An 18,201-nucleotide genomic window follows, 5' to 3' on the forward strand; every position below is an offset into this window, starting at 1 on the left:
GAGAATGTTATGAGCTTAATAGTTGATATTTATGCAAGAGAAGTTTTAGATTCAAGGGGAAATCCTACTGTTGAAGTTGAAGTTACAACTGAAGAAGGTACAATGGGTAGTGCTATTGTTCCATCAGGAGCATCAACTGGTATTCATGAGGCTGTTGAACTTAGAGATGGAGATAAGAGTAGATATCTAGGAAAAGGAACTTTAACTGCTGTTAATAATGTTAATGAAATTATTTCTGAGGCATTAATCGGATTTGATGTTTTTGACCAAGTTGGTATTGATAAAGCATTAATTCAATTAGACGGAACAGAAAATAAATCTAAATTAGGAGCTAATGCTATTTTAGGGGTTTCAATGGCTGTTGCTAGAACTGCGTCAATAGAATCATGTACACCACTTTATGAGTATATAGGAGGAGTGAATGCAAAAACTTTACCTGTTCCTATGATGAATATTTTAAATGGTGGAGAACATGCAGATAACAATGTAGATATTCAAGAATTTATGGTTATGCCTGCAGGAGCTTGTTCATTTAAAGAGGCTCTTAGAATGGGAACAGAAGTTTTCCATAATTTAAAGGCTGTTTTAAAATCAAAGGGATATAATACTGCAGTTGGAGATGAAGGTGGTTTTGCACCTAACTTGAACTCTAATGAAGAGGCGTTACAAACAATTATGGAGGCGATTGAAAAAGCCGGTTATGTAGCTGGAAAAGATATTTTCTTAGCACTAGATGTTGCATCAAGTGAAATGTATGAAAACGGAAAATATAATTTCAAAGGTGAAGGAAAAGTTTATTCTTCAGAAGAATTAGTAAATTATTATTGTAAATTAGTAGAAAAATATCCAATTATTTCTATTGAAGATGGATTGGCAGAAGATGATTGGGACGGTTGGAAACTTATTACTGAAAAAATTGGAAATAAAGTTCAATTAGTTGGAGATGATTTATTTGTTACTAACTATTCAAGATTAGCTATGGGAATTGAAAAGGGTATTGCTAATTCAATTTTGATAAAATTAAACCAAATTGGAACAATTACAGAAACTTTAGATGCGATAGAACTTGCTAAAACTCATGGATATACTTGTGTAATTTCACATAGATCCGGAGAAACAGAAGATACAACTATTGCCGATTTAGCAGTTGCAGTAAATGCCGGACAAATCAAAACTGGTTCTGCATCAAGAACAGATAGAATTTGTAAATATAATCAATTACTAAGAATAGAAGATAGATTATGTGAAGATTCAAAATTTTTAGGATTATCAGCATTCTACAATATAGACAGAAAATAAAAATAAAAAATTAAATTTTTGTTAGCCCATTTTTCGTGTGAGCAAAAATATTATAAAAATTATTTTAAATTAATTAAACATTTTATTTAAAATATGATATAATAATAGTGTATGGCTTATATGAATATATGGGCTAATCTTTTAATTATTTTTGAATGATTTTGGAGGCATTATGTCAATCATTATTTCGGTTTTAGGTGGATTAGGTTTGTTTTTATACGGAATGAATCTAATGGGGGCAGGACTTCAAAAGTCTTGTGGAGAAAAATTAAAAGGAATAATCGCTGCAATAACTAAAAATAGAATCTATGCAGTTTTAGTAGGTATATTTGTTACTATGATTATCCAATCAAGTTCAGCTACTACTGTAATGGCTATCGGTTTTGTAAATGCCGGATTTATGACTTTAGCACAATCAGTTGGAATAATAATAGGAGCTAATGTAGGTACTACTGTTACAGCTCAGATTATTGCGTTTGATATTTCAAAATATGCTCCATTGGTTATATCAGTCGGAGTTTTTTTATGGATGAGAGCTAAAAATGATAGGAAGAAAGATATTGCTGAAATTTTAATCGGTTTTGGTATTTTATTTTTAGGTATGTCCATTATGAGTAATGGTTTAGCACCATTATCTAAAGAACAATGGTTTAAAGATATACTTATAAAATTAAATAATCCTTTTGTAGGAGTTTTAGCCGGTATTTTCTTAACAACTATTTTACAATCATCATCAGCCTCAATAGGTTTATTAGAGGCGCTTGGAGTGCAAGGTGCAATTAATATAAATCAAGCATTTGGTATTTTGTTTGGTGATAATATAGGAACAACTACAACAGCTATGATTTCAAGTATAGGTGCAAGTAAAAATGCAAAGAGAGCTGCGTTTATACATTTCTTATTTAACTTAATTGGTACTATATTATTTATGACTATATTGAGAGTACCTGTTCAATATTTGGTAGAGTACATATCTCCGGGAAATGTTCAAAGACAAATTGCGAATGCTCATACATTATTTAATGTAATTAATGTTTTTGTTCAGTTACCATTTGCTAATTTCTTAGTAAAAATTTCTCAAGCGGTTATTAAAGGAGAAGATAATCTTGAAGAACGTTATTCTGAACATTTGGATAAGAGAATTTTGGAAACTCCAAGTATAGCTATTATTCAAGCTCAAAAAGAAGTTGTCAGAATGGGCGAGGTAGTAATTGAATCTCTTGAAAAGACAATAGAAGCATTCAAAACAAAGAGTAGTAAAAATATATCATTTGTACTTGAAAGAGAAAAGATGATTAATGGTCTGGAAAAAGAAATAATTGATTATTTAGTTCCTTTAGCTGATAAAAATTTATCTGATGAAGAAAAACATAAGGTCTTTGTAATGATGTATTCTATAAATGATTATGAAAGAATAGGAGACCATTGTGAAAATATAATTGAGTTAATTCAAGAAATAAAGGATGAAAACTCTGTTTTTAGTAAGACAGCTTTTGATGAATATGAAAAAATTTCATCAGATATTATAAAAATTGTTAGAGATACAACTAATGCATATAAAAATAATGACTTGGATTTGGCCAAGAATTGTATTAGCATTGAAGAGGAAGTTGACATTTTAGAAGAAACATATAGAAGAAATCACATGGATAGAATTAACAGAGGAATTTGTGAAACAAATGCCGGAGTTAAATTCTTAGATATTATTTCTAATTTTGAAAGAATTGCTGACCATAGTGTAAACATTGCAAATTACACATTGGGAAAAGAATTGTAAAACATTGTTAATTTAATATACAAATACTTAAAGTTATAAAAAAGTTTTATTAGGAATTTATCAAAAAAGACTTTACAATTGGGTAAACTTAAGATATAATAATAAACGGTTAATGATTTGGTACAGTTTATTATTCTAATATTGTAATTGGAGGTAAATTATGTACGATTGTATAATAATTGGAGCTGGCCCTGCCGGTATAAGTGCAGGGATATATGCTGCAAGATCAAGTATGAAAACTATAATAATTGAAAAAGGAACACCGGGTGGATTGATTGCTAAGACTGATGAAATAGCAAACTATCCTGGAGCAGAAGATGTTCCAACTGGTCCTGCATTAATAGAAAGAATGGTTAAACAAGCAAAATCATTTGGTGCGGAATTTATTACTGATACTGTTGTTGATGTAGATTTTTCAAATGCTACAAAAGTAGTTGTTGGAGAAAATAATACTTATGAAGGAAAATCAGTTATTATAGCTACAGGGTCAAATCCAAGATTATTAGACGTTCCGGGAGAAAAGGAATTTACAGGTAAAGGAATAGCTTATTGTGCTACTTGTGATGCACCATTTTTCCAAGGATTAGATATTTATGTTGTAGGTTCTGGAGAGGCTGCAGTTGAAGAGGCTATGTATCTTACTAAATTTGGTAGAAGTGTAACACTATTAGTTAGAAAAGATAAGTTATCAGTTGCTAAATCAATAGAAGAAAAGGCATTTAAATGTGAAAACTTAAATATTATGTGGAATGTCGAAGTTGAAAGTTTTGAAGGATCAGGAATATTAGGTGCTATGAATATAGTAAATAATAAAACTGGAGAAAAAACTAAAATTGTTCCAAGAGAAGGAGATATGATATTTGGAGTATTTATCTTTATAGGATATGTTCCGGAAAGTAGTATCTTTGAAGGAAAGATTGAAACAAATAGAAATTATGTTGTTTCAGATGGATCTATGAAAACTAATGTTGAAGGTGTATTTGTTGCTGGAGATGTTAGAGTAAAAGAACTAAGACAAGTTGTTACAGCTGTTAATGATGGCGCGATTGCTGCTGTTAATGCTGGAAAATATGTTGAAAGTTTAAATTAATTGAATTTAATTCCGAAAGGATTAAATATATAAATTTTAAGGAGGTGAGTATATGCGTCTAGAATTAGGAAAAATCTTAATTAACGATGTTCAATTTTGTTCAGAAACAAAAGTTGACAAAGGTGTTTTATACATTAATAAAGAAGAATTAATCGCTCATTTAATGGATGATGAACACTTAAAATCAGTAGACGTAGATCTTGCAAAACCAGGTGAAAGTGTAAGAATTACTCCAATTAAGGATGTTGTAGAACCAAGAGTAAAGGTTAATGGACAAGGTGGAGTATTCCCTGGAATGATTTCAAAAGTTGATGTAGTTGGTTCAGGAAGAACTCATGTTCTTAAGGGAGCTGCAGTAATGACAGTTGGTAAAATAGTAGGTTTCCAAGAAGGTATTGTTGATATGCAAGGACCAGGAGCTGAATATACTCCATTCTCAAAAACTAATAACATAGTTTTAATCGTGGAACCAGCTGAAGGAGTTGCAACTCATGCTTATGAAAAGGCTGTTAGAATGGCTGGCTTAAAAGCTGCTACTTATTTAGGATTAGCTGGTAAAGAAGTTGAACCAGATGAAGTAGAAGTATTCGAAACTAAACCATTATTCGAACAAGCTGAAGAATTAAAACATTTACCAAAAGTAGCTTATGTACAAATGTTACAATCTCAAGGATTATTACATGATACATATGTATATGGTGTAGATGCTAAACAAATAGTTCCAACACTATTATATCCAACTGAATTAATGGACGGAGCTATCTTAAGTGGTAACTGTGTATCTTCTTGTGATAAGAATACAACTTACCATCACTTAAACAACCCAGTTGTTAGAGCAATGTACGAACAACACGGAAAAGAAATCAACTTTGTTGGTGTTATTATCACTAACGAAAATGTATACTTAGCAGATAAAGAAAGATCATCAAACTGGACTGCTAAATTATGTGAATTCTTAAATCTTGACGGAGCTATCGTATCACAAGAAGGATTCGGTAACCCAGATACAGACTTAATAATGAACTGTAAGAAAATCGAAGGTAAAGGCGTTAAAACAGTTATCATCACTGATGAATATGCTGGTAGAGACGGTGCGAGCCAATCTTTAGCAGATGCTGACGTTGCTGCAAATGCAGTAGTAACTGGTGGTAATGCTAACGAAACTATCGTATTACCTAAGATGGATAAAGTTATTGGAACTTTAGATTATGTTGACATTATTGCAGGTGGATTCGACGGATCATTAAGAGAAGATGGTTCAATTATGGTTGAATTACAAGCAATCACTGGAGCAACTAACGAATTAGGATTTAATAGATTATCAGCTACTGGCTATTAGAATTTATTAATCAAACGGAATATTATATAAAATAAAACGAAAATAAAAATTAAAGAAAGGAAGTGTAAGCGATATGGCACTTTTTACAGAAAACACAAAAGTAATCATAATCGGCGATAGAGATGGTATACCAGGACCAGCTATGGAAGAATGTGTCGCTACAACTCCTGCAGAAATAGTATTTTCAGCAACTGAATGTTTTGTCTGAACTGCAGCAGGAGCAATGGACTTAGAAAATCAAAGAAGGGTAAAAGAATTAGCAGAAAAATACGGAGCAGAAAACTGTGTAGTTCTTTTAGGAGCATCTGAAGCAGAATCAGCAGCATTGGCTGGTGAAACTGTTACAACAGGAGACCCTACTTATGCAGGTCCATTAGCAGGAGTTCAGTTAGGACTTAAAGTTTATCACGCAGTTGAACCTGAATTTAAAGCAGAAGTTGATGAATCAGTTTACGATGACCAAATTGGTATGATGGAAATGGTTCTTGACTGTGATGCTATCATTGAAGCTGTAAGTGAAATTAGAAACTCATTATAATTAATTAAGATAAAATCATATATAAATATATGATAGAGAGGTGATTAGTGTGGAAAAATTAAGAGTAGTTCACTATATAAACCAATTCTTTGCTGGTATCGGTGGAGAAGAAAAAGCAGATTACAAACCAGAAGTTAGAGAAACAAAAATTGGACCTGGTTTAGCATTAAACGCTGGTTTTAAAGGTGAAGCTGAAATAGTTGCTACAGTTATCTGTGGAGATAGCTATTTTGGTGAAAATATGGACCAAGCTAAAGCAGAAGTTTTAGAAATGGTTAAAAAATACAATCCAGATTTATTCATAGCAGGACCTGCATTCAATGCTGGACGTTATGGAGTTGCTGCTGGTACAATTACTGAAGCTGTTCAAAACGAATTAGGAATTCCAGCTTTAACTGGTATGTATATTGAAAACCCAGGTGCAGATATGTTCAAGAAGAGCGTATATGTAGTTTCAACTAAAAATAGCGCTGCGGGTATGAAAGATGCTGTAAGCAAAATGGTTCCACTTGCAATGAAACTTGTTAGAGGAGAAGAAATTGGTTCTCCGGCTGAAGAAGGATACATTGAAAGAGGAGTTAGAAAAAATATATTTAGAGAAGATTTCGGTGGTAAGAGAGCTGTAACTATGATGATCAAAAAGTTAAAGGGTGAAGAATTCGAAACTGAATTCCCAATGCCAAACTTTGACAGAGTAGATCCAAATCCAGCTGTTAAGGACATTAAGAAGGCTAAAATTGCTTTAGTAACTTCAGGTGGTATAGTTCCTCATGGCAACCCAGATCATATTGAATCATCTTCTGCTTCAAAATATGGAAAATATGACATTGAAGGTGTTATGGATCTTAAAGAAGGCGAATGGGAAACAGCTCACGGTGGTTATGACCCAGTTTATGCTAACCAAGATTCAGACAGAGTTTTACCAGTTGACGTTTTAAGAGAATTAGAAAAAGCTGGCGAAATCGGAAGTCTTCATAGATATTTCTATACAACAGTAGGAAATGGTACAGCAGTAGCTTCTGCAAAAGCATTTGCTGAAGAATACAGTAAAGAATTAGTAGCTGATGGTGTAGATGCAGTTATATTAACATCTACTTGAGGTACTTGTACACGTTGCGGAGCAACGATGGTTAAAGAAATTGAAAGAGCTGGAATTCCAGTAGTACACGTATGTACTGTAACTCCAATTTCAATGACAGTAGGAGCTAACAGAATTGTTCCTGCTATAGCAATTCCTCACCCATTAGGAAATCCTAAATTAACTGCTGAAGAAGAATATGCATTAAGAATGAAAATTGTTAAAAAAGCATTAAATGCTTTAGCAACTGAAGTTGAAGGACAAACAATATTCGAATAATTTTTAAATAAAAAGGGTGTCAGGTATTGACACCTTTTTAATTTAATGGTATTCTATTACATAAGGGTAGTTGGCTTATATGGAATACATACTATGCTATCTGTTTTTTATATTAAAGGAGGTAATTAAGATGAATTTTCCTGTATTAAAAGGAACTTCTTACGTATTAGTTCATGCACCAGACATGATAATCCAAAATGGAACAACTCAAACTACTGAAAAGGCTTTAAATCCTGATTCAGAATATTTAAAGGAAATACCAAATCATATTAGAAAATATGAAGAAGTATTAAATTATTTACCAAATCAAGTTTACATTGGAAACAAAAGACCAGAAGATTTAAAAGCTGTACCACAACCATGGTCAGATGCTGATAAATATTTATCAGGAGCTCCAAGAGATGGTAAATATGGTGAAATAATGCCAGAACATGAATTCATTGGACTTATGAAAATCTGTGACGCTTTTGATTTAGTTTCACTTAATAAAGAATTTACTGAATCTGTTAAAGCTGATTTAGAAAAACACCCATTAATTAGTGATGCATTAGTTGCTAGATTAAAAGAAGGTGTTGAACAATCTGTTCTTGAAGGACATATGGAAAACCATGCTGAAGGTTTATATTTTGAAGATAAATTAGTAGGGGTTGTTACTAGAGCTCATGATGTTGATGTTAACTTATCAGCTCATGTTATGTTAGAAAACTTAGTTACTAAAGCATCAGGATTATTAGCTGCTTTACATTTAGTTGCTAAAAATGATTTAAATCCTAATGATGTTGAATATGTTATTGAATGTTCAGAAGAAGCTTGTGGAGATATGAACCAAAGAGGTGGTGGTAACTTCGCTAAATCTATCGCTGAATTAGCTGGATTTGACAATGCTTCAGGATCTGACTTAAGAGGATTCTGTGCTGCTCCAACTCATACATTAATTGCTGCATCTTCTCATGTTCATTCTGGAACTTTTAAACATGTTGTTATAGTTGCAGGTGGATGTACTGCTAAATTAGGTATGAATGGTAAAGACCACTTAAAGAAAGGCTTACCAATATTAGAAGATTGTATCGGTGGATTTGCTGCATTAATTTCTGAAAATGATGGAGTTAACCCAGTATTAAGAACTGATATAGTTGGAAGACATACAGTAGGAACTGGTTCTTCACCACAAGCTGTAATGTCAGCATTAGTTACTGCTCCATTAGAAAAAGCTAATTTAACAGTTAAAGATGTTGATAAATATTCAGCTGAAATGCAAAACCCAGATATTACTAAACCAGCTGGAGCTGGAGATGTTCCAAATGCAAACTTCAAGATGATTGGTGCATTAGGAGTAATGAAAAAACAATTAGAAAAAGCTGAAATTGCAAGCTTTATTGAAGATCATGGTATGGAAGGTTGGGCTCCAACTCAAGGACATATTCCTTCAGGTGTTCCTTACTTAGGATTCTGTCGTGAAGATTTAACTTCTGGAGAATTAAATAGAGCTATGATTATTGGTAAAGGTTCTTTATTCTTAGGAAGAATGACTAACTTATTCGACGGTGTATCAATTGTTTTAGAAAGAAATTCAGGTAAAGTTGAAGAAAATTCTGGAGTTTCTAAGGAAGAAGTTAAGAAATTAGTTGCTGAAGCAATGAGAAATTTTGCATCTTCTTTAATTGAAGAATAGAGGTGATTTCATGTCTGATATAAAAAACGTAATTGGTAATATCTTCGAAGAAATCGCTACTGGATTAGAAACAGGTGCTTTTACATCAAGACCAAGAATTGCTGTTACAACTTTAGGCAGTGAACACGGACTAGAAAATGTTGTTAAAGGGGCAGAACTTGCTCAATCAAGAGATAAGAGTGTTGAATATTGTATAATTGGACCGGAAGTAAATACTTCTTTAAAACAATATGTTGTTGAAAATGAAGAAGAAGGCTATAAGAAAATGGAACAACTTTTGGACAGTGGAGAAATTGATGGTTGTGTAACAATGCATTACAGTTTCCCAATTGGAGTTTCTACTGTAGGTAGAGTTGTAACTCCTGCTGCTGCAAAAGAAATGATTATAGCTACAACTACTGGAACTTCTTCTGCACATAGAGTAGAAGGTATGGTTAAAAACGGTATCTATGGTGTTATAGTTGCTAAAGCATTAGGAATTGAAAATCCAACTGTTGGTATTTTAAATGTTGATAATGCAGTTTCTGTTGAAAGAGCATTTAAAGAATTAAAAGAAAATGGATATGATATGAACTTTGCTGAATCAAATAGAGCTGATGGTGGAGTATTAATGAGAGGAAATGACTTATTACAAGGTGTTCCTGATGTTATGGTTAATGATACTTTAACAGGAAATCTTTTAATGAAAGTATTCTCATCATACACTACTGGTGGTGGATTTGAAGCAATGGGTTATGGATATGGTCCTGGAATTGGCGAAGGATATGATAGATTAGTTCTTATCGTATCAAGAGCATCAGGATTCCCTGTAATAGCTAATGCTATGACTTATGCTGGACAATTAGTTAAAGGAAATATTAAAGAAGTTTCTAAGAAAGAATTTGAAAAAGCTAATAAAGCTGGATTAAAAGCTATTTTAGAAAAAATCACTTCTGCTGGAGCTAAAAAAGCTGAACCGGAAGAAGAAATTAAATGTCCTGCTGAAGAACAAGCTACTGCTACTATTGGTGGAATTGATATTCTTGAACTTGAAGATGCTAAGGTTGCTTTATGGAAAAACAATATATTTGCTAAGACTGGAATGGGTTGTACTGGACCTGTTGTAATGGTTAACGATGCAAATCTTGAAAAATCTAAAGAAATTTTAGCTAAAGAAGGATATATTGGTTAATATAAAAAATTAAAAGAGAGCTTTTGCTCTCTTTTTTGTTTAGACTTTTTAAAAAGTGGTATAAATATATTGTCTTAATAGAAAGGCAAATATAGGAGGTAAAGAATATGAGTTTAATCGGAAAGAAAATTGAAGAATTTAATGTTCCTGCATATTATGATGGGGATTTAATAACTGTAACAGACAAAGATTTAGAAGGTAAATGGAGTGTTTTCTTCTTCTATCCAGGAGATTTTACATTTGTATGTCCAACTGAATTAGAAGATTTAGCATTAAGCTATGATAAATTTAAAGCAATTGGTTGTGAAATTTATTCAGTATCTACTGACTCTGAATTTGTTCACAAAGCATGGTGGGATGCATCTGAAACTATCAGAAAAATCCAATATCCAATGATTTCAGATAGAGCATTAGCTTTATCAGAACAATTTGGTGTTTTAATTGAAGGAGAAGGACAAGCATTAAGGGGAACTTTCCTAGTAAATCCTCAAGGTGAAATAGTTCTTTATGAAGTAAATGCTAACGGAATTGGTAGAAATGCTAAAGAATTATTAAGAAAAGTTCAAGCAGCTCAATTCGTTGCTAAACATGGTGATAAAGTTTGTCCAGCAAGATGGGAACCAGGCGATGACACTTTAACTCCAGGATTAGATTTAGTTGGTAAAATTTAATTAAAGATATTTAGACTAGAAAGAAATTTCTAGTCTTTTTTATAACAAAAGGCTATATTATCATTTTCTAATGAAAATATAGCCTTTTATCTTAAAAGAGCTCTCTTATTGCTTATTTAAAAATTTCTTTACCTTTATCGTTTATATATTTTGAATTTTCACAACCGAAAACATCTAATTGTTGTTTAGCTATTTGTTTTCGTTGTTTTTCTTCAAATAGTTGTTTATCTCTCATGCCTTTAACATACATTTCTAAAAAACATATACATAAAAACGCACAAAAGTAAGAAATATAAAGCAAAGTTTTCTTTTGATTTTTTGTTATTCTATCGTTTTTGATTTAAATTTTGAACGATAAACTAAAAATAATATTATCGCAACAACAAAATAAAATACAGATCCGCAAATGTTATCGGTGTAATTTTCCATAATTAAATCCTCCTAAATTTATTATTATTATGGTATAATTATTTTAATAGTATTTTTAAGGAGTGATTATAATGCCAAGACCAACTGTTAAAAAAGATTTAATTGAACTTGCTAATTCAAATTATGAAAAATTAAATTTATTAATTTCAAATTTAACTGATGAGGAATTAAATACGATTTTTGATTTTTCAAAAGAAGAAAAAAAGAAAGAGGCTCATTGGAAAAGAGATAAAAATCTTAGAGATGTTTTAATTCATCTTTATGAATGGCATAAACTTGTTTTAGACTGGGTTAAATCTAATTTAAATGGAATAGAAAAAACATTTATTCCTGCCCCATATAATTGGAAAACTTATGGAGATATGAATATTGAATTTTGGAAAAAGCATCAAAATACTTCGTTAAAAGATGCAAAGGATATGTTAGATAATTCTCATAAGAAAGTAATTAAATTAGTAGAAAATTTTACCGATGAAGAGTTATTTTATAAAGGCGTGTATAAATGGGTTGGTGGAAGTACACTTGGTTCATATTTTATTAGTTCAACTTCAAGTCATTATGATTGGGCTATTAAGAAATTAAAAGCTCATATAAAAATTTGTAAAAACAAATAATTTCAAGTTGAAAAAGCAATCTTTTTTATTGATATTTAATTGTTTTCGTGATATAATATACCTAATATTTTTATGTAAGTATAAAATTAAATATAGGCGTATAAAAGAGGAGTAACTTAAAAGAAATTTTTAGAGAGAATTTGTTTGGTGAAAAAATTCAATTTGTTTTTTGTGAAGGTAGCTTTTTAGTTTTGAAAAACGGGTAATTTCGTTATAAATTTAGAGAGTCATTTTTATGAAAATTAGGTGGTACCGCGATAACTTCGTCCTATATGTTGGACGAAGTTTTTTTATAATTAAATTGCTTAGATATATTTAATTTTTACATTATTTTTAGGAGGTTTTATGAAAAATTTAGAAAAAACTTATAATCCAAAAGATTTTGAAAAGAAAATTTATGATAATTGGATAAAGGATGAAGATTTTACTGCAAGAATAAATCCGGATAAAAAACCATATACTATTGTTATGCCACCTCCAAATGTAACTGGAAATTTACATTTAGGGCATGCTCTTAACAATACTATTCAAGATATTTTGATTCGTTGGAAGAGAATGAGTGGATATGAATCACTTTGGGTTCCGGGAACTGACCATGCGTCTATTTCAACTGAGGCAAAAGTTGTTGAAAAAATTAAAAAAGATGGAAATTCCAAAGAAAAATTAGGAAGAGATGGTTTCTTAAAAGAGGCTTGGGATTGGACTGAAAAATATGGTGGAAATATTAAGAACCAATTAAAAACTTTAGGTGTTTCTTGTGATTGGTCAAGAGATGCATTCACTCTAGATGATAATTTATCAAAGGCTGTTGAAGAAGTTTTTATAAAAATGTATGATGCAGGATTGATTTATAGAGGAGATAGAATTGTAAACTGGTGTTGTAATTGTGGAACTGCCATTTCAGATGCTGAGGTTGAACATGTTGATGAAGATGGACATTTTTATCATATTAAATATTTCTTTAAGGATAGTGATGAATATTTAACTATTGCTACTACAAGACCTGAAACTATGCTTGGAGACCTTGCTGTTGCAGTTCATCCTGATGATGAAAGATATAAGGATAAAGTTGGTAAGACTTTAATTTTACCTATTTTAAATATAGAAATTCCTTTGATTGCAGATGAATATGTTGATATGGAATTTGGAACTGGTTGTGTAAAGATTACTCCTTCTCATGACCCTAATGACTTTGAAGTTGGTAGTAGGCATAATTTAGGACAAAAACTTATAATGGACTATGACGGAAAGATTGCTCAAGGTTTTGGAAAATTTTCCGGTATGGAAAGAAAGCTTGCAAGAAAAGAAATTGTAAAAGAACTTGAAGAACAAGGATATTTAATTAAAATAGAGCCACATAATCATGCTGTTGGACATTGTGAAAGATGTAAAACTACTATTGAACCAATTATCTCAAAGCAATGGTTTGTCAAAATGGAAGAATTGGCAAAACCGGCTAAACAAGCATATTTAGATGGAAAATTAAATATAATTCCTGAGAGATTTGGAAAAGTTTATATAAATTGGTTAGATAATATTAAAGATTGGTGTATTTCTCGTCAATTGTGGTGGGGACATAGACTTCCTGTGTATTATTGCAAGGAAAGTGGAGAGGTTGTTGTAAGTAGAACTAAACCGAAAGAAGAAGGAAAAACTTTTGTTAGAGATGAAGATACTTTAGATACTTGGTTTTCATCAGCGTTATGGCCATTTTCAACTTTGGGTTGGCCTAATGAAACTGAGGACTTAAAATATTTCTTCCCAACAAATACTTTAGTTACTGGTTATGATATTTTATTCTTCTGGGTTATTAGAATGATGTTCTCAAGTTTATATAATCTTGATGAAGTTCCATTTGAAAATGTGTATTTCACAGGATTGATTAGAGATGAGCTTGGAAGAAAGATGAGCAAGTCTTTAGGAAATGGAATTGACCCACTTGAAATAATTGATAAATACGGTGCTGACGCTTTAAGATTTACATTGGTTGGTGGTAATACTCCGGGTAATGATATGAGATTCTACGAAAAGAGAGTTGAGGCTAATAGAAATTTTGCTAATAAACTTTGGAATGCATCAAGATTTGTTCTTATGAATCTAAATGATGGTGAAGAATACAGTATTGATTTTGAAAAATTAGAAATTGAAGATAAATGGATTTTAACAAGATTAAATAGAACTGTTAAAGAATTAACTGAAAATCTTGAAAAATTTGAATTTGGGTTGGCATCAGCTAAAATTTACGATTTTATATGGAATGAATTCTGTGATTGGTATATTGAATTTTCTAAGACTAGATTATATGGAGATAATGTTGATAAAAAACTTGTTGCTAAATCAGTTTTAGTATATGTTTTAAGTAATATTTTAAAATTATTACACCCATTTATGCCATTTATAACTGAAGAAATTTATTCATTTATGCCTAATGTAAATGAAAAATTAATCAATGCAAGTTTTCCTGTATATGATGAAAAAAGTATGTTTGTACAAGAAGAAACAGAAATCGAAAATTTAATTGAAACAGTTACAGCTATTAGAAATAAGAGAAGTGAAAAGAATATTCCACCTTCAAAGAAATCTGATTTATATTTTGTTTCAAGTAATGAACTTACTAAAGAATACACTAATTCTTTGGAACATTTATATAGATTTTTAGCATCTTGTTCTAAAGTTATAGTAATGGATAAAGATGAAGAAATTGCAAACTCTATGGTTGTAATTTGTAATAATCAAAAGATTTATATTCCTTTAGACGGACTTGTAGATTATGAAAAAGAATTGGAAAAACTAACTGCTGATTTACAAAAATATGAATCTGAAATAAAAAGAGCATCTTCTAAACTTTCAAATGAAAAATTTGTAAATAATGCTCCTGAAAAAGTTGTAAATGAAGAAAAGGAAAAACTTAAAAAGTATCAAAATATATATGATGAAATAAAATCAAGTATTGAAAAAATAAAGAATAATTAGGTGATTTTATGAATATAGATTTTAATGTTATATTTATGACATTTTTGATTGTAATACTCGTTAGTATTCAATACACTTTAAATAAAATATTAATAATTTTAAAAGAAATTAAAGACTCTGAAAAGAAAAAAATCGAATTTGAAAAAAATAATAAAAAAATTCCAAAGGAGGACTATTTTGATGAACAAAAGAGAGGTTACTAGATTTACAAGAGAAGAAATTGCAAGTAAAGTAAAAGAACTTGGAAAACAAATTACAAAAGACTATGAGGGAAAAGAACTTGTTGCTATTGGACTTTTAAGAGGTAGTTTTGTATTTCTTGCAGATTTAGTTAGAGAGATAGATAGACCTATCGTGGTTGATTTTCTAACAACTTCTTCTTATGAAAATTCCGAAATTTCAAGTGGTACAGTTAATATTATTTCAGATATTAGAGAGAATATTGAAGGAAAAGATGTCCTTCTTGTAGATGATATTATGGATTCAGGAAATACTTTAAAAAATGTTAGGGAATATATTTTGACTAAAAAACCGAATAGTGTTAAAACTTGTGTTATGTTGGACAAACCTTGCAGAAGAGAAGTAGATATAGTACCTGATTATTTTGGATATCAAATAGAAGATTGGTTTATAGTTGGATATGGACTTAATTACGGAGATAAGTATAGAAATATTCCATACATTTTTTCTTATGAGGACTAATATGTACGATAAATTTTCTTATATTTATGATGAACTTATGAAAAGGCAAGTGGATTATAATCTACTTGCCTCTAATGTTATCCAAATATGTGATAAGCACAATTTGGAAGTGAAAAATATTTTAGAATGTGGAATGGGTAGTGGAAATTTAACTGAAAAATTTTTAGAAAAAAAAATCTCCGTTGACGGTTTCGATATTTCTGACAATATGTTATCTATTGCTTATGACAAATTGGTTGATTATGAAAATGTTAATATTTTAAAAGGAGATATTAGAACTTTTGTATCAAATAAAAAATATGATTTGATATGTTGCTTTTTTGATGTTTTAAATTATATAAAATCTTTAGATGAAATTGAAATGTTTTTACAAAATTCTAAAAAACAAATGACTGAGGATTCAATTTTAATGTTTGATGTAAATTCAGAATACAAACTAAAAGAATATTTAGCAGATAATACTTTTGTTGTTGAAGAAGATAATGTTTTTTATACTTGGAGAAATTATTTATACAAAAAACATATAGATTTTGAAATAGACTTTTTTGTAAAAAATGACAAAAATACTTATGAAAGAATAACAGAAAGGCAAAGACAATATATACACTCGGAAAATGATATATCTGAATTAATTAAAAAAAGAGGATATGAAATTTTAGAAATTCTTGACTTTGAAACTTTTAAAGATATACGTAAAACTTCATATAGAATATTATATGTCTTAAAATTGAAAGATAATGTTAAAAAGTAAGATTTGACAAATAAAACAAATAGGTATATAATGTAGAAGAATGTGAAAAGCATTCCATATATTTTTAAGGAGGTATTTTTATGAGTTTATTCGCTCAAGAAGTGGCAAAACAAAAATATTGGTCACTTATAAAGGTAGATAACACTTTAGTATTATTAGCTATTCTATGTGCAATAGCAGCGTTCAGTATTTATCTTGAACAAACTTATAGCTGGGCAGGTAAAATCACAGGTTGTATTTTAGCTTTAGCTTTTACAATGGTTTTATCAAATGCTAAAATTATTCCAGCAGAAGACACAAAGGCATATGATATAGTATGGGGCTGGGTAGTTCCGCTTGCTATTCCTATGTTGCTTTTTAAAGCCGATTTAAAGAAGGTTTGGAAAGAGTCTGGTAAAGTATTAGGAATTTATTTACTTAGTGGTCTTGGTACAATCGCTGGTGCATTTGTTGCATTTTTCTTGTTAAGGAATTTTATTCCTGAACTTTATAAATTAAGTGCAATGATGGTTGGTACCTATACTGGAGGAAGTCTTAATTTAACTGCTATGGCAGATGCATTCCCACTAGATGATAAAGGTTTATTAGGTTCTGCAGTTGTAGCTGATAACTTGTTTATGGGAATTTACTTTGTAAGTTTAACAATTATTCCTACAATGAAATTCTTTAGAAAACATTATTCTCACCCTTATGAAGATGAAATGGAAAAATTAGGTACTGCTGGTGAAAATAAAGCTGCTCAATTCTGGGCTAAAAAAGACGTTTCTTTATTAGATGTTGCCAAAGTTATTTCTATTGCATTTGTAATCGTTGCAATTTCAACAGAATTAGGTAATTATATTTCAAGTTTTAAACCTGATACTAAAGAAATGGGAACAGCTATGAAATTCTTTATGGATTTATTCTTTGGTTTGTTAGGAAGTAAATATTTATTAATGACTACAATTACAGTTATTTTAGCAACTTATACTAAGTTTTTAACTAAAGTTTCCGGAGCTGAAGAAATAGGAACATTCTTAATTCACATTTTCTTTGGAGCAATTGGGGCACCTGCATCAATTGAAATTATCTTAAAGAAAGCTCCATGGTTATTAGTATTCTGCGTTATTATCGTAGTTATAAATATGATTATTTCATTTATTTTTGGTAAGATTTTCAGATATTCAATCGAAGAAGTTTGTATTGCTTCAAATGCTAACATAGGTGGACCAACAACAGCTGCTGCACTTGCAATCGCAAGAGGTTGGAATCAATTAGTTGTACCTGCAATGTTAGTTGGTATTTTAGGATATGTTATTGGTAACTACTATGGAGTATTTATCGGTAATATATTAAAATTATTCTAATTATGATTTGTAGTATAAAACTTGAAAAAAATGGAGAAATGATTTTATCTAACAACGGACAAGAGATTATAACTCATAGTACAAAATGTAAAGAAGTAAATTCCGGATATATGACTCCGGGTGCTATGTTTATGGGTGCTCTTGCAGGTTGTAAGGTTTTAACTTTTTCAAAATCTGCAAAATATTATAAAATTGATTTTGAAGATTTGAGCATAGAAGTTGAGGCTGATGTGATAAATACAGATAATATTGGTGATACTCCGTTTAAAAATCAAGAGTATTCAGAAATAAGAACAAAATATTCTTTAAAGACAAAAGCAAGTGTAGAGGAAATTAATAAAGTAATTGAACTTGCTAGTAAGTTCTGTACGGTTAATATTGCAGTAGATAGTAATATTAAACAAACATATACAATAGAATTAAAATAATGTTTAAAAATCACAGATAAAATGTCTGTGATTTTTTTGTGTGT

General features: G+C 30.4%; 17 protein-coding genes and 1 other annotated feature. Of the genes, 16 read left to right on the forward strand and 1 reads right to left on the reverse strand.

Annotated elements, in window-relative coordinates:
* Positions 1–9: 9 nt before the first annotated feature.
* The 9 genes from eno to ahpC all read left to right on the forward strand — a co-directional run bounded on the left by eno (position 10) and on the right by ahpC (position 10,914).
* Entirely contained in the window at positions 10–1,299 is a 1,290-nt protein-coding gene (eno, locus tag HMPREF3181_RS01060; RefSeq protein WP_068472149.1) for a phosphopyruvate hydratase, read from the forward strand.
* A gap of 172 nt (positions 1,300–1,471) precedes the next feature.
* A complete protein-coding gene (locus tag HMPREF3181_RS01065) occupies positions 1,472–3,076 on the forward strand; it encodes a Na/Pi cotransporter family protein (protein ID WP_068472151.1) in 1,605 nt (534 codons plus the stop codon).
* 160 nt (positions 3,077–3,236) lie between these two features.
* A complete protein-coding gene (locus HMPREF3181_RS01070) occupies positions 3,237–4,166 on the forward strand; it encodes an NAD(P)/FAD-dependent oxidoreductase (RefSeq protein ID WP_068472153.1) in 930 nt (309 codons plus the stop codon).
* Between the two features lie 52 nt (positions 4,167–4,218).
* Positions 4,219–5,505 carry a glycine/sarcosine/betaine reductase component B subunit gene (locus tag HMPREF3181_RS01075; protein WP_068472155.1) on the forward strand — a complete coding sequence of 429 codons (1,287 nt, stop codon included), beginning with the start codon at positions 4,219–4,221 and terminating at the stop codon, positions 5,503–5,505.
* A 73-nt stretch (positions 5,506–5,578) separates the two neighbouring features.
* Positions 5,579–6,043: a glycine/sarcosine/betaine reductase complex selenoprotein A gene (gene grdA / locus HMPREF3181_RS01085; RefSeq protein WP_082713858.1), complete on the forward strand. Its 465-nt coding sequence runs from the start codon at positions 5,579–5,581 to the stop codon at positions 6,041–6,043.
* A gap of 49 nt (positions 6,044–6,092) precedes the next feature.
* On the forward strand, positions 6,093–7,400 hold the full coding sequence (gene grdB, locus HMPREF3181_RS01090) for a glycine reductase complex selenoprotein B (protein WP_082713859.1): 1,308 nt from the start codon (positions 6,093–6,095) through the stop codon (positions 7,398–7,400).
* 130 nt (positions 7,401–7,530) lie between these two features.
* Complete coding sequence (gene grdC / locus HMPREF3181_RS01100; RefSeq protein WP_068472163.1) at positions 7,531–9,072, forward strand: glycine/sarcosine/betaine reductase complex component C subunit beta; 1,542 nt, start codon at positions 7,531–7,533, stop codon at positions 9,070–9,072.
* Positions 9,073–9,082: 10 nt separating this feature from the next.
* The gene (gene grdD / locus HMPREF3181_RS01105; RefSeq protein ID WP_068472165.1) at positions 9,083–10,243 is read left to right on the forward strand and encodes a glycine/sarcosine/betaine reductase complex component C subunit alpha; all 1,161 of its coding nucleotides are present in this window, start codon (positions 9,083–9,085) and stop codon (positions 10,241–10,243) included.
* Positions 10,244–10,350: 107 nt separating this feature from the next.
* Positions 10,351–10,914, forward strand: a complete 564-nt coding sequence (ahpC, locus tag HMPREF3181_RS01110) for an alkyl hydroperoxide reductase subunit C (protein WP_068472167.1) — start codon at positions 10,351–10,353, stop codon at positions 10,912–10,914.
* Between the two features lie 112 nt (positions 10,915–11,026).
* On the opposite strand, the gene HMPREF3181_RS08010 is transcribed toward ahpC, so the two are convergent.
* A complete protein-coding gene (locus HMPREF3181_RS08010; protein ID WP_255353720.1) occupies positions 11,027–11,149 on the reverse strand; it encodes a hypothetical protein in 123 nt (40 codons plus the stop codon).
* Positions 11,150–11,414: 265 nt separating this feature from the next.
* Between HMPREF3181_RS08010 and HMPREF3181_RS01115 the strand changes: the two genes are divergently transcribed.
* The 7 genes from HMPREF3181_RS01115 to HMPREF3181_RS01145 all read left to right on the forward strand — a co-directional run bounded on the left by HMPREF3181_RS01115 (position 11,415) and on the right by HMPREF3181_RS01145 (position 18,157).
* Positions 11,415–11,957: a ClbS/DfsB family four-helix bundle protein gene (locus HMPREF3181_RS01115; protein ID WP_068472168.1), complete on the forward strand. Its 543-nt coding sequence runs from the start codon at positions 11,415–11,417 to the stop codon at positions 11,955–11,957.
* A gap of 90 nt (positions 11,958–12,047) precedes the next feature.
* Positions 12,048–12,231 (forward strand) — a binding site (T-box leader).
* 71 nt (positions 12,232–12,302) lie between these two features.
* Positions 12,303–14,930, forward strand: a complete 2,628-nt coding sequence (locus HMPREF3181_RS01120) for a valine--tRNA ligase (protein WP_068472170.1) — start codon at positions 12,303–12,305, stop codon at positions 14,928–14,930.
* A gap of 8 nt (positions 14,931–14,938) precedes the next feature.
* On the forward strand, positions 14,939–15,133 hold the full coding sequence (locus HMPREF3181_RS01125; protein ID WP_068472172.1) for a hypothetical protein: 195 nt from the start codon (positions 14,939–14,941) through the stop codon (positions 15,131–15,133).
* Complete coding sequence (hpt, locus tag HMPREF3181_RS01130; RefSeq protein WP_068472174.1) at positions 15,111–15,632, forward strand: hypoxanthine phosphoribosyltransferase; 522 nt, start codon at positions 15,111–15,113, stop codon at positions 15,630–15,632. Before HMPREF3181_RS01125 ends, hpt begins: the two co-directional genes overlap by 23 nt.
* A gap of 1 nt (position 15,633) precedes the next feature.
* Complete coding sequence (locus tag HMPREF3181_RS01135) at positions 15,634–16,383, forward strand: class I SAM-dependent DNA methyltransferase (protein ID WP_068472175.1); 750 nt, start codon at positions 15,634–15,636, stop codon at positions 16,381–16,383.
* A gap of 80 nt (positions 16,384–16,463) precedes the next feature.
* Positions 16,464–17,729: a DUF819 family protein gene (locus HMPREF3181_RS01140; protein ID WP_068472177.1), complete on the forward strand. Its 1,266-nt coding sequence runs from the start codon at positions 16,464–16,466 to the stop codon at positions 17,727–17,729.
* Positions 17,730–17,767: 38 nt separating this feature from the next.
* Positions 17,768–18,157 (forward strand): OsmC family protein, encoded by a 390-nt coding sequence (locus HMPREF3181_RS01145; protein ID WP_231723239.1) that lies wholly within the window; start codon positions 17,768–17,770, stop codon positions 18,155–18,157.
* Positions 18,158–18,201 lie beyond the last annotated feature (44 nt).

Origin of the sequence: Parvimonas sp. KA00067, from assembly GCF_001553085.1 — a bacterium.
In the GTDB taxonomy this organism is placed as follows: Bacteria; Bacillota; Clostridia; order Tissierellales; family Peptoniphilaceae; genus Parvimonas; species Parvimonas parva.